Here is a 13798-nt window from a genome sequence, read left to right on the forward strand (position 1 = left end):
GCACTCTGACCGATGGGGGCGGGCGCCATGAAGGGGAAGCGGTGTTCGGATTGTGATGAAGCGCCGAACCGGGAGCCCGCCAGAAATCGGCCTACTGCCCGCACAACGCTCAGGGAGCTGGCGAAGGGGCGATGAAAGTTCGGCATAAGTGGTTCCATGCCCCGAATCCGCCTCCGTCTTTGTCACCTGGCGCCTGTCCTGCCCGGTGGGGCGCCAGGTGCCAGAGAAGGGAGGGGGCGCGGGGGAGGTTCTCCTCCCCTGCCCTTCCTATTCCTCGGCCAGCGCCTGGAACCGCCGCAGCTCCTGCGCCCGCTCGGCGGCCGCCCGTGCCGCGTCGAAGCCCAGCACGCGCACGCTGCGCGGGTCCGGGAAGCCCGCCGGCGGCGCCACCGACGGGTCGGCCGGCAGGAACCCCTGGCGGGAGGCGAGCTCCTGCCCTTCGCGCGACAGCAGAAACGTCACGAAGGCGACCGCGGCCGGCACGTTGCGCGCGGTCGCGAGGATCGCCGCCGGCTCGGTCACGGCCGAGACCCCGTCCTCGGGGAAGACGAAGCGGACCGGCGCGCCGGCGGCGGCCTGCCGGATCGGCAGGAAGTCCACGATGATGCCGAAGGCCTTCTCGCCGCCGGCGACGGACTGCATGACGGCGCCGTTGTTGCCGCGCACCGCGAGGCCGTTGCGCGTGAGGCGCGTGAGGTAGTCCCAGCCATGCGCCGGGCTCTGGGCCAGCGTCTGGACATGGATCGCCGCGGCGCCGGAGACCGACGGGGCGGGCATGGCGGTCAGGTTGCGCGCCTCGGGCCGCAGCAGGTCGGCCCAGCGCGCGGGCACGAAGGGCGCGCGGGCGTTCACCACGATGCCGGTGGTGATGAGCTTGGTCGCGAAGTAGTGCCGGGCGGGCTCGTGGCGCTCGGGCGGGATGGCGCCGAGCGCCACGTCGGGGCTGGGGCGGAGCCGCCGCTCGGCGCGCAGGCCCTCCATGGTCAGCGCATCGGCGATGAGCAGCACGTCCGGGCGCGGGTTGCCGGCGGCGAATTCGGCCGTGAGCCGGGGCATCAGGGCATTGGTGCCGGCGCGGATCCATTCGACGGTGACGCCCGGGTGGCGCTGGCGGAAGGCCTCCACGGTCTGCGCCGCATCGGCCTCGAGCTGGCTCGTGTAGAGCACCAGGGGACCCGAGACCCCCTGTGCCGCGGCCGGCGCCGCCGCCAGCGCCGCCAATGTGAGGACCAGTGCCGATCGCCGCGTCATGCGTCTCTCCCGTCGGACCCGCGGGCACCGGCGCCCGCCCGCGCGCTTCTATCGGCGGCCGGGCCGGATGGGCAGGGGGGAACGGAATGAAGAAGCGATGACAGCCCCCGTCAGGGCGGGTCCATGAAGGCCGAGGCGGCGGAGGCCCGGGCGAGGAGGGAGCGCATGGCCGGGTTCTCGTGCCCCTCATGCGCCGTCAGGGCCTCCATCGGGCAGAAGTATTCGTGCGGATGCGGCATCTGGTGCCGGGCGAAGCCGTCGTAATGGGTGCGTTGCAGCCCATAGAGGACGCGCAGGTCGCGCACGGGCACGGTCAGCGCCGCGGCCGGCGGGCCAGACAGGAACGGGATGATGTGCCAGCGCAGCGTGGCGTCGTTCGCCTGCAGGGGCGCCAGCAGCCAGGGCAGCGGGCAATGCGCGAGAAGCGCGATGGTCGACGGCGCGAAGCGGGACCGCTTGTCGAGCAGGTTCTGGAAGGTCGAGCAGGCCTCGATGCAGAGGATGTCCGCATAGGGGTCCTCGGCCGAGCCCGCGAAATGCAGCCAGAGCCCGTCGGGGATGGTACGCATCCGGTCCGAGCCCGGGATCTTCAGATAGGGTTGCGCGACGGGCTCGCCGTCGCAAGGCCGGCCGCGCAGCCAGGCGCCACCGTCGCCGAGCGGGGCCGCGCCCGGTGGGCGCTGCGGCCACGCCTTCAGACGGTCCCGGACGATGTTGTCAAGCCGTGCGGGACGGCGCTCCAAGCGTCGAATCTCGCTCATGGCAGGAATATCAAACCCATGTGTTCAACCTATGAGCGAATTAAGGAGGGCTGGCTGCTACCGGGCAAGCGTAAAGAGGCGCTGCGGCGGTCTCTGTTCATCGTTTTCACGGAGGAAAAACGCGAATCATCAGGGACAACTCCGGCCTGTTCTTCATCCCGGACTTCAAGTCGAGCCGTTAAGGAATTCAACTGAGTCCGGAATTCGGCGCCCGGGCCGCGTGCGCCCCTTCACGCCGCGCTGCCGCGCCGATCACGGGGATTTCACCCCCTCGTGCGGGCCGCACGCCTCGTCACTCCTTGGCCGCCCGGCTGCCGCTGCCGATCCGGTCCGTCAGCGCCAGCATCAGCGCGCCTAGCAGGAACACCATGTGCAGCCCGAGCGCCCAGGCGAGTGTCCGGTCGCTGTAGGCATCCGCGCGGAGGAACATCTGCAGCAGCTGGATCGAGGAGATGGCGACGATCGAACCCGCCAGCTTCACCTTGAGGTTGCCGGGGTCGAGCTTCCGGATCCACGCCATGCCGCTCGCCTTGCTCTCGGGGTCGAAGGGCGCGACCAGGCTGTCCCACGACGCCAGGATCACCATCACCACCAGCGCCGCCACCAGCGTCCAGTCGAGGATGTGCAGCAGGTCGAGCAGCGCCTGGTCCTCGGGGGAGGTGAAAAGCGTGGTCGCGAACTTCCACACCTTGGCCAGGTAGCGCACGGCGAACAGGCCGAGCGCGACCGTCAGCCCGAGCAGGAAAACCGCCGCGATCCAGCGGTTGGCGAGAATGAGTCTGGCGAGAATCGGTCGCATCGGGGGAACCTCCGGCTGCGCTTATGGCCGATCGCGCGGCCCGGGAGGAGAGACGCATGACCATCCGCCGCATCGCCGAGGAGGAGCGCCTGTCGGGCGCCGTCGCCGCCGGGGGATTCGTCTGGCTGGCCGGCCAGGTGGCCGACGATGCCAGCCTTGACGCCGAGGGCCAGACCGCCGACATCCTGCGCCAGGTCGATGCCCTGCTGGCCGAGGCCGGCACCGACAAGCGGGCACTGCTCTCGGTCACGGTGGTGCTGGCCGACATCCGCGACGCGCCGGCGATGAACCGCGCCTGGGATGCCTGGCTCGACCGCGGCCACAAGCCCGCCCGCATGACGATCGAGGCGCCGCTGGTCGATCCGGCCTGGAAGGTCGAGATCACGGGGGTGGCGCTGGCGCCGCCGGCGTGAGCACAACGCCGGGCCGCGGCCTGCCCGAAGGGTGGCTGCGCTCCGTCGCCACGACCTTCGGCTTCGGCCTGCTGGTGGCGGGCGGCGTCGCGGACCAGGGGACGCTGCTCCCCTTCCTTGTCATCGGCGTGGCGGCGCTCGGCCTCGGCACGCTCTACCTCCTGTTCCCGCACGGGCTGCATTTCGCCTTCGGCACCAGCGCGGGCCTCGCGGTCTATGCCTGCCTTTTCTCGGTGATGGCGCGCGCGGGCTTCCCGGAGGCGCCCGCCTTCGCGCGCGCGACAGGCTTCCTGCTACCGGTCGCGACCTTCCTGGCCGCCGTATGGCACCGCCGCCGCAGCCTCCGCATGGTAGCCGAGGCCGAGCGCCCCTTCGACCTCGGCCACCTGCCGCGCATGGCGCGCTGGCTGGTGCCGGTCTGGGTGGTCGGCGCCTGCTCGATCGCCCTGCCCGTCAACCGCCTGCCGGAGTTCGAGCAGGGGCTGGCGCTGCTTGCCGCGATGGGGGTGATCTCGCTGGTGGTCGCCGCGTCCGTCGGCGGCGTGGTGCGGCTGCTGACCGACATGGCGCTGCTGACGGAGGAACTGGCGGGTCGCGCCTCCCGCCTGCTGGTGCCGGTCATCGCCTTCCTCGCGATGTATGCGGTGCTGGTCGTGGTCTTCGCCTGCCTGTACCGGATCGCGCAGGGGCTGTCGGGCGGGCCGCTCTTCGCCGGGCCGATGGGCCCGGTGCCGCTGGCCTTCCCGGACGCGCTCTATTTCAGCCTCGTCACCCAGGCGACCGTCGGCTATGGCGACGTCACGCCGCACGACGAGGGGATCCGCCTTCTGGCGTCGCTCCAGGTGGTCGCCGGCCAGGTGTTGCTGCTGTTCGGCTTCGCCGAGATCATGCGGACACGGCGGGTGCTCGGCGGCGATCCGCCGCACCGCCCCGGTGCCGCCGGGGACTAGGCGGTTTTCCGCCGCAATCGGGCGCGAACCTCACGCCCGTTCGAGAGGATTGGCCTGGCGATGGTGACCCCTGACTTCTGGCGCGGCCGACGGGTGCTGGTGACGGGCGGCGCCGGGTTCCTCGGCTCGAACCTCTGCCATGCGCTGGCGGGTTACGGCGCACGCGTCACGGCGCTCGACGCCATGATGCCCGATGGCGGTGCCTCGGCGCGCAACCTCGAGGGCGCGGGCGTACTCCTGGTGCGCGGCGACATCCGCGACACGGAACTCCATTCGCTGTGCGAGGGCGCGGACGTGCTGTTCAACATGGCCGCCCAGACCTCCCACATGGGCGGCCAGAAGGACCCGGTCGCCGACATCGCCATCAATGCGGTGGCGCAGGTCCGGCTGATCGGCGTGATGCGGGAAGTGGCGCCCAAGGCCGCCGTCGTGCACGCCTCCACCCGCCAGTTCTATGGCCGCCCGCGCAGCCTGCCGGTCGACGAATTCCACCCGGTCAACCCGCCCGACGCCAATGGCGTCTCGAAATGGGCGGGCGAGCAGTACTGGCTGCTCGAGAACCGCGTCCATCACCGCCCCGTCGTCTCGCTGCGGCTGACGAACTGCTACGGCCCTCGGCTGCGCATCCGCGACGCGCGGCAGACCTTCCTCGGCATCTGGATCCGCCGCGTGCTGGAGGGCGAACCGTTCGAGGTCTGGGGCGGCGCGCAGCTGCGCGACCTGACCTACGTGGACGACGTGACCGCCGCCTTCCTGGTGGCGGCCGAACGCGCGGCCGAGCCGGCGCTGGCCGGCCAGGTCTTCAACCTCGGCGGCAGCCCGCCGGTGTCGCTGCTCGACCTCGCGGCGCGCCTGATCGCGGCCAATGGCGGCCAGGGGTCCTTCGACACACGCGAATTTCCCGCCGACCGCGCGCCGATCGACATCGGCTCCTATGCCGCCGACGACCGCGCCTTCCGAAGTGCTTCGGGCTGGGTGCCGCGCGTCGACCTCGACGAGGGGTTGCGCCGCTGCCTCGCGTGGTATCGTCCCCGGCTAGCTGACTACCTGTAAGGCACCCCGCCATGAACGCGCCCATCCCCGCCATGATCCCGCAGGCCGACCCCGGCGCCGGCTACCGCGCCCAGAAGGAGGAGATCGACGCCGCCGTGCGGCGGGCGCTCGACTCCGGCTGGTACATCCTCGGCAAGGAGGGTGCTGCCTTCGAACAGGAATTCGCCGCCTGGCTCGGCGTGGGCCAGCATGCGGTCGGCTGCGCGAACGGCACCGACGCGCTGGCGCTCATCCTGCGGGGCCTCGGCATCGGCCCGGGCATGACGGTCGCCACCGTCTCCCACACCGCGGTCGCGACGGTCGCCGCGGTCGAGATGGTCGGCGCCACGCCCCTGTTGCTCGACATCGACCCCGACACGTACACGATGGACGCGGACGAACTCGTCTCCGTGCTCGACCACCCGCCGCCCGGGCTGCCGCCCATCGCGGCCGTCATTCCCGTGCACATCTACGGCCAGGCCTGCGACCTCGGCCCCATGCTCGAGGCCACGCGCGCGAAGGGCATCCCGCTGATCGAGGACTGCGCCCAGTGCCACGGCGCGTCGCTGGACGGGGCGAGGCTCGGCACGCTCGGCACCGCTGCGGCCTTCAGCCTATATCCGACCAAGAACCTCGGCGCGCTCGGCGATGGCGGCGTGCTCGCCACGGCCGATGCAGGCCTCGCCGAGCGCATCGCCGCGATCCGCCAATATGGCTGGCGGGAACGCTACGTCAGCGCGATGGTCGGCGTGAATTCCCGCCTGGACGAGGTGCAGGCCGCCATCCTGCGCGTGAAGCTGACCGCGCTCGACGCCGGCAACGCGCGGCGCGGCGCCATCGCCGCGGCCTACGACTCCGCGCTCGCGGGTGGCCCGCTGGCGCCGCCGGTGCGGCGCGCGAGCGCCGAGCACGTGTTCCACCAATACGTGCTCCGCACGCCCGAGCGCGCCGCGATGCAGGCGGCACTGAAGGCGCAGGGCATCGGCACCGGCATCCACTACCCCGTGCCGGTCCACCTGCAGCCGGCCTACCGGGACCGCACGCCGCTCGGCCCGGCCGGCTGCGCCGAAACCGCCGCCGCAGCCGAGGAAGTGTTCAGCCTGCCGATGTATCCGGAACTGACCGACGCGCAGGTCGAGCGCATCTGCACGGCGCTGCGCGGGCTCGCGGCCTGAGGGCCGACGCGCCGGCGCGCCATCCGGTGAGCAGGGCGTGAGCGCCGGCGCGCCCCTGCGCGTCACGGTCGTGACGGTTGCGCATGAGAGCGCCGGCGCGCTCACGGGCTTCCTGGCCGCGCTGCCGGTCGGGCTGAAGCTGGTGCTGGTGGACAATGCCAGCCGCGACGGCGGCGGCGCGCTGGCCGCGGCGGCCGGCGCCCGCGTGATCCGCAGCGACGTGAACCGCGGCTTCGGCGCCGGCTGCAACCTCGGCCTCGAGCCGGTGGACACGGAATTCGCGCTGCTCGCCAACCCCGATGCGCGACTTTCCGCCGGGGCGATCGCGACCCTGGTCGCGGCAGCCGACGCCTTTCCCGAGGCCGCGATCCTCGCCCCCACCATCCTGGCACCGGGCGGGCGCCGCGTGCGGTCCTGGGATGCCGGCCAGGCGCGCCGCCGCCTGCTGCCGCGCAAGCGGGACGGCGAGCCCTGGCCGGAAGGGCCGCTCTGCGCCGAGTTCCTGTCCGGCGCCTGCCTCCTGCTCCGGATGTCGGCCGGGCTGCGCTTCGACGAGGACTTCTTCCTTTACTATGAGGACGACGACATCTGCGCCGCCGCCCGCGCCGCGGGCCACGCCCTCATGCTCGTGCCCGCGGCCGAGGTGCTGCATGAGGGCGGGCGCTCGAGCGCACCCTCGCCGGCGATCGAGACGCTGAAGGCGCGCCACATGGCGTGGTCGCGGCTGCGCTTTCTGGCCAAGCGCGAAGGAACCTCCGCGGCACGGCGGGAAGGGGCGCGTCAGGCGCGCCGGCTGCTCGGCAAGATTGTGGGCCACACCATCACGCTGCAGCGCGAGAAGCTGCGGCGGGATGTCGCGGCCTTGCGCGGCACGCTGGCCTGGCTCGGCGGGCGGGGACATGGCGGCGGGATCTGAGTGACCCGAACGCGGACGTGCTCGATGCAATGCGGCACGCCCTGATTCCCTGATGTCCTCGGCGGGCGGGGTGCGACGGTGCGAGGGCGCTTCAGGAAAGAAGATCTTATCGCGCGGCTGCAGTCGAGGACGGTGGTGTCGTTGCTCGGGACTGCCGCCCTGCTCGACCGGGCCGAGATCGAATGCCAGCTGGTCGGCATCTCGGCGCTGAAGCGGGGTGAGCCCGGTTGGCGACCACCGGCCCTGTTCTGCGCCCTGATGCTGGCGACGTGGCACGAATTCTCGGACGTCCGGCTGGCGGAGGTGCTGGACGACCGCGCAAGCTTTCGCCACTTCTGCGGCTTCGCCGCGCACGAGCGGACGCCGGAGCGCATCGCCTTCGTCCGTCTCGCCGGGTGCTGGTCCAGCGGGGCCGGGCCCGGACATTGGTCGAGACGGTGACGTGGCGGCTCGAGGCCAAGGGCGTCCTGGCGCAGTCCGGCGTGCTGGTGGACGCCACGCTTATCCCGTCGGCCAGCATTCGCCAGGACGGCGAGGCCAGGTGGGCCGGGCATCGCCGTCGCAAGCCGACCCACGGCGACAACGCGCATCTTGCCACCGACGAGGGCGCCGGCCGGATCCGTGGTGTCGATGTCACGACGGCGTGAAGTTGAACCGCCTTCGTGGACACCCCGAGGCTTGAGACGGAAGTGTTCGAGATGCCGAGATTCAGGCTCCCCTAGCCGCCGGAGTTCCGGCGGCAGATGGTGGAGTTGGTCGGCTCGGGACGAACCGCGCAGGACCTTGCGCGTGAGTTCGAACGAAACGCGCGGTCGATCGCGCATTGGGTTCGCCAGACGGATCGTGAGGTCGGAGCGACGAACGGCGGCGGCGGATACCGATCGCGGCTAGCCGCGATCGGCCCGGGGCCTTGTTCGCGCAGGACAAGACCCCGTCCGGGTCTTCGAATTCATGGGCGCGCTACCCAAGCCGAATTCCCCATCCATGTCATGGCCCGCATGCTACGGGTCTCGGCCGCGGCTCATGCGCAGGTCGATGGCGTCCTGCTGCGCCGGATCCGGACGATCCATGCTGGCTCCCATGGCACCACCGGCGCCCCGCAGATGCGTGCCGAGTTGCAGGCCGAAGGCACGGCGACTGCCCGCAAGCGCGTCGCACGGCCGATGCGCCAGGCCGGGCTGCGCGGCGTGTCGCGGCGTCGGATCCCGACCACGACGCGGCGCGAGCCGACGCAAGGGCCAGCCAATGATCTGGTCGGCCGCGTCTTCACGGCGCCGGCGCCGAAACCTGCTGTGGGTAGCCGACATCACCTACCTGCCGACCGCCGCAGGCTTCCTGTTCGTGGCCGCCGTCCTCGATGCCTGGTCGCATGGAACTGGCTCATCGCGCAGCCAGAACAGAACACCACCATCGCATCGCACGCATACGCAAAGGTCAGAACACGACACCGGGGTGGTCAGTCGGGCGCCTCGGCCAATTCGAGCAGCGCCTGGCCGTCGCTGCGGAAGCGCGCCATCTGCGCACGTGTGCCGCGGCAGCGTTCCTCGAACAGCGGACTGTCGGGGGCGACCACGTCGATCTTGCTGCGCACGCGGCAGACCAGGCGGCGCATCATGGCCGGGCTGCCGCCGTGCCAGCGCACCACCGCCATGCCCCAGTCGCCGTAGGTCTCGTAGTGCTGGCGGAGGTAGCGCGCGGCCCAGTCGGTCGCGTGCACGGGATCGAGCGGCCAGGCTTGGCCGCCGCGGGCATGGACGCGCGCGTTCACCTGCACGCAGCCCGCCATGACGTAGCCCGCGCGCGTGCCGCGCAGCAGGCGCTCGGCCTCGGCGCGGGTCTCGGGGTAGTAGGCGCGGCCGGCGATGTTCAGCGCGTGGGCGTGCAGGCCGCTCTCGTTGAGCGCGATGCCGACGAGCAGGCCCTCGGGCAGGCGATGTCGCCGCTCGGCCGCGCGCGCGGCCTGGAGGCAGGCGGCGCGCGGCGATGCGGCGACCTTGGCGGGCACCGCATCGGCAGGCGCCGCCGCGGGCTCGGCCCTGGTCTCGGCGCCGAACATCATGGCGCCCACGAGGGCCACAGCCCAGAGCGGGGCAAGGAAGCGCCTATGACGCCTCCGGGGGGTGCCGGCGACCCCGCGCTGGCGGGATCGGCACGGACGGGCGCCCCGCGGCACTGCGCGCGGGGTCGCCGCAGCATGTCGCCGGCAGGGGGGTGCCGGCCATCCATTCGCGGTCGTCATGGGCGCCATCGATCACAGGACAGCGCAAAGATCAAACGCTGAAACGCAATCCATTTCGGATGAAGTCGCAAAGAACATAATATGGCACGATTTAGGCGAAGTTGTTTTTCAGTATTCCGACTTACCCACCAAGATTTCCGGGAGCTCGATGATAGATTTTATACTTCTCACTACTCTAAATCATCCACCTCTTGATCGATCCGGATTTTTTCACGCCGGCGGCCCGGGCCAGGCAGTCTTGCCGGAGCCCGGGGCGCGCGGCGAAGGCCGCGACGCCCCGCGGCGCTTCACGCCATCCGGATCGCGGGCGCCGGCTGCCCCTCGATCAGCACGTTCACGCAGGCCGGCTTGCCGGATGCGAAGGCGCGCTCGACCGCGGGCACGATCTCCTCGGCGCGCGTCACGTATTCGCCGTGCCCGCCGAGCGCTGCGGCCACCAGGTCGTAACGCGTGCCGGGCGCGAGCTCGCAGCCATGCGTCCGGTTCGCCCCGTATTCGCGGATCTGGATCTGGTGCTCGGCGTTCCACTTCGCGTCGTTGCCGACCACCGCCACGAAGGGCAGGCCGTGGCGAAAGGCGGTGTCGAACTCGGCCATGTGGAAGCCGAAGGTGCCGTCGCCGAGCACGCAGAGGATCTGCGCGTCCGGCCGCGCGACGCGCGCGGCCAGCGCGAACGGAATGGCCGCGCCGATCGCGCCCGCGACGCCGTTGATGATGCGCGCCGGGCCGTGCGGTTCGGCCGCGTTGCCGGACAGCATGGACTGCGCCCATTGCCCGATCTCGCCGCCGTCGCAGACCAGCACGGCGTCGGGCGAGGCGTCGAGGAACGGCCTGAGCGCGTGGCAGAGCGTCGCCGGATGGATCGGGCCGTCCGGCGCGCCGGCCAGCGCGGCCCAGCCCGGCGGGCGGAAGGCGATGGCCTGGCCGAGCCTGTCCGCCCAGGCGGCATTGCCGTGCGGCGCCGCGGCAGGCGTGAGTGCCGCGACCGCCTCGGCCGCGCCGGCCAGCGCCGCCACCGCGATGCGGTCGCCGAGGCTGCCGGCCGCGCGCGCGAGCAGCGCCGCATCGGGCTCGACCACCACGAAGCGGGCCGCGGCCGGGATGGCGGGCGCGCGGCCGAAGCGCAGCGTAAAGTCGAGCGCCTTGCCGAGCAGCACCACGAGGTCCGCTTCCGCCAGCGCCTGCGCGAAGGCGCCGAGCGAGGGGTCGCCCAGCCCCCGCGGGCTTTCCATCGCAACCACCCGCAGCCCGAGCCTGGCCGCGAGCGCGCCCAGCGCCGCCCGCCCCGGCGGCGTGCAGAGCGCGGGCGGCGCCACGACCACCGGGCGTTCGGCCGCAGCGATGGCGGCCGCGATGGCGGCGGCGCTCTCGGCCGACAGGCGCATGGGCGCCGGGGCATAGGCCGCCGGGCCGCGCAGCGTCGGCGGCGCGATGCGCGCGTCCAGCACGTCGGTCGGCAGCGACAGGTGGACAGGGCCCGGCCGCCCGGACCGCGCGAGGCGGATCGCGCCCGCGACCTCCTGCGCCAAAGCCTCGGCCGTGCTGGCGGTCAGCGCCTTCTTGCAGACCGGCTCGGCCATGCGGGCCTGTTCGAGTTCCTGGAAGGCGCCGAGCCCGAGCTCCGCATTGGGCGCATGCCCCGACAGCAGCAGGACCGGCATCTCCCCGGCCAGCGCCGTGGGCAGCCCGGCGACCGCGTTGGTATGCCCCTGCCCGCCTGTAACGAGTGCGACGCCCACCTCCCCGGTCAGCCGCGCCCAGGCATCGGCCATGTGGACGGTCGCGGCTTCATGCCGCGTGTGGATGATCTCGATGCCCGAGCCGAGCAGCGCGTCGTAGACCGGCATGATGTGGTTGCCGGAAAGGCTGAAGATACGGCTGACGCCGGCCTGCTTCAGCGCCCGCACCAGGATGTCCGCGCCGCGGATGGTCTCGGCCATGGTCGTCTCCCTCATGATGGCGCGCAACACGCCATGGGCTGGACTGGGTGTCCAGACGCCTCGGGCTGGACATGGCGTCCATGGCGCCACGCGCTGGACATGGCGCCGGGACGCCGCGGGCTGGACAGGCGGTCCGGCGCCGGTAGTCTGCCGCGCATCGAAGGGGGAGCGTCCATGGCCGAGCCGGCCAGCCTGAAGGTGAGCGTCTGGCGGGGCGCCGAGCAGGGCGAGTTCGCACGCTACGAGGTGCCGGCGCGGGCGAACCAGACCGTGCTCGACGTCGTCACGCACATCCAGCGCGAGATCGACCCCTCGCTCGCCTATCGCTTCGCGTGCCGCGTCGGCATGTGCGGGTCCTGTGCCATGACGGTAAACGGCCGCGCGCGCTGGACCTGCCGGACGCATGTGCGGAAGGTGGTCGATGCCGATGGCGCGCTGGAACTGCGCCCGCTCGCGAACTTGCCGGTCATCCGCGACCTCGCCGCCGACCTCACGCCCTTCTTCGAAAAGTGGCGCCGCGCCCGCGGCCAGTTCGAGCCGAAGGACGCGCCGGACGGCGCGGTGCCGGCCGACTTCGCCGTGGTGCCGCCGGGGTCGAAGGCGCGCGCCGAGGCCGATGCCGGCATCGAATGCATCGGCTGTGGCGTCTGCTACGCCAGCTGCGACGTGGTGGCCTGGAACCCCGACTACCTCGGCCCTGCCGCGATGAATCGTGCCTGGACGCTGGTGAACGACGTGCGCGACGGCGCGCGCGCCGGGCGACTGGAGGCGGTCGCGGGCGATGCCGGCTGCCATTCCTGCCATTCCACGCAATCCTGCACGGAACGCTGCCCGAAGAACCTCGACCCCTCCTCCGCCATCGCCGGGCTGAAGCGGGCGCTGTTCTGGGACACGCTGCTGGGGCGGCGATGAGCGGCGCGCGCGGGCAGGTGCATCTCTGGGTGGTCCAGCGCGTCACCGCCATGCTGCTGGCCGCGGCCGTCGTCGTGCACCTGGTCACCATCGTGTCCGCGGTGCGGGGCGGGCTCACCGCCGCCGAGATCATCGGCCGACTCCAGGGGCACGAGGGCTGGCTGCTGTTCTACGTGCTCTTCGCGCTGGCCGCCGGGCTGCACGGCGCGATCGGGCTGCGCAACATCGCCGCCGAGACGATCGGCCTGCGCGGCCGCAGCGCCGACCTCGCCTGGGTGGCCGCGGGGCTGCTGACCGCGGGCTTCGGCATCCGCGCCGCCATCGGGCTCTATGCCTGATGGACCTGCGGCCGCGTTCCCACCCGACCTACCTCGCCTTCGTGGTGCACCGTGTCTCTGGGCTCCTGCTGGCGCTGTTCCTGCCGGTGCATTTCTGGGCGCTGGGCAGCGCCATCCGGGGGGAAGCGGCGCTGGACGGCCTGCTGCGCTGGACCGAGAACCCGCTGGCCAAGGCGGCGGAGACGCTGCTGGTCGTGCTGCTGGCCGCGCACCTGGCCGGGGGCCTGCGCGTGCTGGCGCTGGAATTCCTCGGCTGGCGGCGGCGGCAGAAGGACATGGTCGCGATCTCGGCCGGCATCGCGCTGCTGGCGGGCCTGATGTTCCTGCTCAATGTGGTTTGAGGCGGCGCTCGTCGCCGGAGCCTGCTTCGTCGCCGGCTTCTGCGCCGGCATGGCGGGCTTCGCCTTCGTGCTGGTGGCGGCCGGGATGCTGCTGCATGTCGTCTCGCCGTCCGTCACCGCGCCGGTGCTGGTGCTGGGCAGCCTGATCTCCCAGGGCATGAGCCTGCCGGCCATGTGGCCGCATATCGAATGGCCGCGGATGCGCTTCTTCCTGGGTGTCGCGGTGCTCGGCATGCCGGTCGGCATCCTGGTGCTGGCCAAGGGGCCGGCGGGGGCGATCGTTGGCGGCGTCGGCGTGCTGCTGGTGGTCTATTCCGGCTACATGCTGGCGCGCATCGCGCTGCGCATGGCCCCGCCCGAGGTGCGCGGCAGCCGCCGGGCCGACGGCGCGATCGGCTTCATGAGCGGCATCCTGGGCGGCATCGGCGGCTTCGTCGGCGCCCTGCCGGCCATGTGGGCGGACATCCAGGGCTGGCCCAAGGACCGCGCGCGGGCCTTCATGCAGCCCTTCATCGTGTTCATGCAGGCGATCACCTCGGTGGGGCTGGCGGCCAGCGGCTTCTTCACGGTGCAGACGCTGGTGCTGGCGGCGCTGGCGACGCCCGCGCTGGTGCTCGGCACCTGGCTCGGGCTCAGGGCCTATCGGGCGCTGCCCGCGCAGGGGTTCCGCATGGTATTGCTGGTGCTGCTGTTTGTATCCGGCATCTCGCTGCTGGTCTGACGGGAAGGAA

At 72.0% G+C, this 13798-nt stretch carries 16 protein-coding genes; 11 read left to right on the forward strand and 5 right to left on the reverse strand.

The features are described from left to right. Window positions 1-267: 267 nt before the first annotated feature. From E8M80_RS23425 to E8M80_RS23435, 3 genes are all read right to left on the reverse strand, one after another. The gene (locus E8M80_RS23425; protein WP_137128158.1) at window positions 268-1251 is read right to left on the reverse strand and encodes an ABC transporter substrate-binding protein; all 984 of its coding nucleotides are present in this window, start codon (window positions 1249-1251) and stop codon (window positions 268-270) included. Between the two features lie 110 nt (window positions 1252-1361). Beyond that, window positions 1362-2012, reverse strand: coding sequence for a hypothetical protein (locus tag E8M80_RS23430; RefSeq protein ID WP_137128159.1), 651 nt, complete (start codon window positions 2010-2012; stop codon window positions 1362-1364). A 292-nt stretch (window positions 2013-2304) separates the two neighbouring features. Then, the gene (locus E8M80_RS23435) at window positions 2305-2811 is read right to left on the reverse strand and encodes a YqhA family protein (RefSeq protein ID WP_137128160.1); all 507 of its coding nucleotides are present in this window, start codon (window positions 2809-2811) and stop codon (window positions 2305-2307) included. Window positions 2812-2867: 56 nt separating this feature from the next. Here E8M80_RS23435 and E8M80_RS23440 point away from each other — a divergent pair, with 56 nt between their 5' ends. The 7 genes from E8M80_RS23440 to E8M80_RS23470 all read left to right on the forward strand — a co-directional run bounded on the left by E8M80_RS23440 (window position 2868) and on the right by E8M80_RS23470 (window position 7944). Further along, the gene (locus tag E8M80_RS23440; RefSeq protein WP_137128161.1) at window positions 2868-3224 is read left to right on the forward strand and encodes a RidA family protein; all 357 of its coding nucleotides are present in this window, start codon (window positions 2868-2870) and stop codon (window positions 3222-3224) included. Further along, window positions 3221-4174, forward strand: a complete 954-nt coding sequence (locus E8M80_RS23445) for a potassium channel family protein (RefSeq protein ID WP_137128162.1) — start codon at window positions 3221-3223, stop codon at window positions 4172-4174. Before E8M80_RS23440 ends, E8M80_RS23445 begins: the two co-directional genes overlap by 4 nt. 60 nt (window positions 4175-4234) lie before the next feature. After that, entirely contained in the window at window positions 4235-5227 is a 993-nt protein-coding gene (locus tag E8M80_RS23450) for an NAD(P)-dependent oxidoreductase (RefSeq protein WP_137128163.1), read from the forward strand. Window positions 5228-5238: 11 nt separating this feature from the next. Continuing rightward, on the forward strand, window positions 5239-6381 hold the full coding sequence (locus E8M80_RS23455) for a DegT/DnrJ/EryC1/StrS aminotransferase family protein (RefSeq protein ID WP_170979603.1): 1143 nt from the start codon (window positions 5239-5241) through the stop codon (window positions 6379-6381). A gap of 37 nt (window positions 6382-6418) precedes the next feature. Beyond that, window positions 6419-7297, forward strand: coding sequence for a glycosyltransferase (locus E8M80_RS23460; RefSeq protein ID WP_137128164.1), 879 nt, complete (start codon window positions 6419-6421; stop codon window positions 7295-7297). Window positions 7298-7438: 141 nt separating this feature from the next. Beyond that, a complete protein-coding gene (locus tag E8M80_RS23465) occupies window positions 7439-7738 on the forward strand; it encodes a transposase (protein WP_137128165.1) in 300 nt (99 codons plus the stop codon). Then, a complete protein-coding gene (locus E8M80_RS23470; RefSeq protein WP_137128166.1) occupies window positions 7723-7944 on the forward strand; it encodes a transposase in 222 nt (73 codons plus the stop codon). Before E8M80_RS23465 ends, E8M80_RS23470 begins: the two co-directional genes overlap by 16 nt. An 809-nt stretch (window positions 7945-8753) precedes the next feature. On the opposite strand, the gene E8M80_RS23480 is transcribed toward E8M80_RS23470, so the two are convergent. Beyond that, window positions 8754-9356: a transglycosylase SLT domain-containing protein gene (locus tag E8M80_RS23480; RefSeq protein WP_240790194.1), complete on the reverse strand. Its 603-nt coding sequence runs from the start codon at window positions 9354-9356 to the stop codon at window positions 8754-8756. A 467-nt stretch (window positions 9357-9823) separates the two neighbouring features. Then, window positions 9824-11476 carry a thiamine pyrophosphate-binding protein gene (locus E8M80_RS23485; protein ID WP_137128168.1) on the reverse strand — a complete coding sequence of 551 codons (1653 nt, stop codon included), beginning with the start codon at window positions 11474-11476 and terminating at the stop codon, window positions 9824-9826. Between the two features lie 174 nt (window positions 11477-11650). On the opposite strand from E8M80_RS23485, the gene E8M80_RS23490 reads away from it, so the two are divergent. Genes E8M80_RS23490 through E8M80_RS23505 form a run of 4 tightly spaced genes read left to right on the forward strand, consistent with a single transcriptional unit; the run spans window position 11651 to window position 13788 of the window. After that, window positions 11651-12388, forward strand: a complete 738-nt coding sequence (locus E8M80_RS23490) for a succinate dehydrogenase/fumarate reductase iron-sulfur subunit (RefSeq protein ID WP_137128169.1) — start codon at window positions 11651-11653, stop codon at window positions 12386-12388. Beyond that, window positions 12385-12726 carry a succinate dehydrogenase gene (locus E8M80_RS23495; protein WP_137128170.1) on the forward strand — a complete coding sequence of 114 codons (342 nt, stop codon included), beginning with the start codon at window positions 12385-12387 and terminating at the stop codon, window positions 12724-12726. The genes E8M80_RS23490 and E8M80_RS23495 overlap by 4 nt, the downstream gene beginning before the upstream one ends. Next, window positions 12726-13067, forward strand: coding sequence for a succinate dehydrogenase, cytochrome b556 subunit (gene sdhC / locus E8M80_RS23500; protein WP_137128171.1), 342 nt, complete (start codon window positions 12726-12728; stop codon window positions 13065-13067). The genes E8M80_RS23495 and sdhC overlap by 1 nt, the downstream gene beginning before the upstream one ends. After that, on the forward strand, window positions 13057-13788 hold the full coding sequence (locus tag E8M80_RS23505; protein ID WP_137128172.1) for a sulfite exporter TauE/SafE family protein: 732 nt from the start codon (window positions 13057-13059) through the stop codon (window positions 13786-13788). The genes sdhC and E8M80_RS23505 overlap by 11 nt, the downstream gene beginning before the upstream one ends. The last annotated feature ends 10 nt before the right edge of the window (window positions 13789-13798 follow it).

The sequence above is a fragment of the Roseomonas sp. HF4 genome, assembly GCF_005222755.1.
Taxonomy (GTDB): domain Bacteria; phylum Pseudomonadota; class Alphaproteobacteria; order Acetobacterales; family Acetobacteraceae; genus Neoroseomonas.

What these genes read in the sequence shown, in the direction of transcription:
- E8M80_RS23425 (WP_137128158.1), bottom strand. Translation starts at nt 1,251, where the DNA reads ATGACGCGGCGATCGGCACTGGTCCTCACATTGGCGGCGCTGGCGGCG.
- E8M80_RS23430 (WP_137128159.1), bottom strand. Translation starts at nt 2,012, where the DNA reads ATGAGCGAGATTCGACGCTTGGAGCGCCGTCCCGCACGGCTTGACAAC.
- E8M80_RS23435 (WP_137128160.1), bottom strand. Translation starts at nt 2,811, where the DNA reads ATGCGACCGATTCTCGCCAGACTCATTCTCGCCAACCGCTGGATCGCG.
- E8M80_RS23440 (WP_137128161.1), top strand. Translation starts at nt 2,868, where the DNA reads ATGACCATCCGCCGCATCGCCGAGGAGGAGCGCCTGTCGGGCGCCGTC.
- E8M80_RS23450 (WP_137128163.1), top strand. Translation starts at nt 4,235, where the DNA reads ATGGTGACCCCTGACTTCTGGCGCGGCCGACGGGTGCTGGTGACGGGC.
- E8M80_RS23455 (WP_170979603.1), top strand. Translation starts at nt 5,239, where the DNA reads ATGAACGCGCCCATCCCCGCCATGATCCCGCAGGCCGACCCCGGCGCC.
- E8M80_RS23480 (WP_240790194.1), bottom strand. Translation starts at nt 9,356, where the DNA reads ATGATGTTCGGCGCCGAGACCAGGGCCGAGCCCGCGGCGGCGCCTGCC.
- E8M80_RS23485 (WP_137128168.1), bottom strand. Translation starts at nt 11,476, where the DNA reads ATGGCCGAGACCATCCGCGGCGCGGACATCCTGGTGCGGGCGCTGAAG.
- E8M80_RS23490 (WP_137128169.1), top strand. Translation starts at nt 11,651, where the DNA reads ATGGCCGAGCCGGCCAGCCTGAAGGTGAGCGTCTGGCGGGGCGCCGAG.
- E8M80_RS23495 (WP_137128170.1), top strand. Translation starts at nt 12,385, where the DNA reads ATGAGCGGCGCGCGCGGGCAGGTGCATCTCTGGGTGGTCCAGCGCGTC.
- sdhC (WP_137128171.1), top strand. Translation starts at nt 12,726, where the DNA reads ATGGACCTGCGGCCGCGTTCCCACCCGACCTACCTCGCCTTCGTGGTG.
- E8M80_RS23505 (WP_137128172.1), top strand. Translation starts at nt 13,057, where the DNA reads ATGTGGTTTGAGGCGGCGCTCGTCGCCGGAGCCTGCTTCGTCGCCGGC.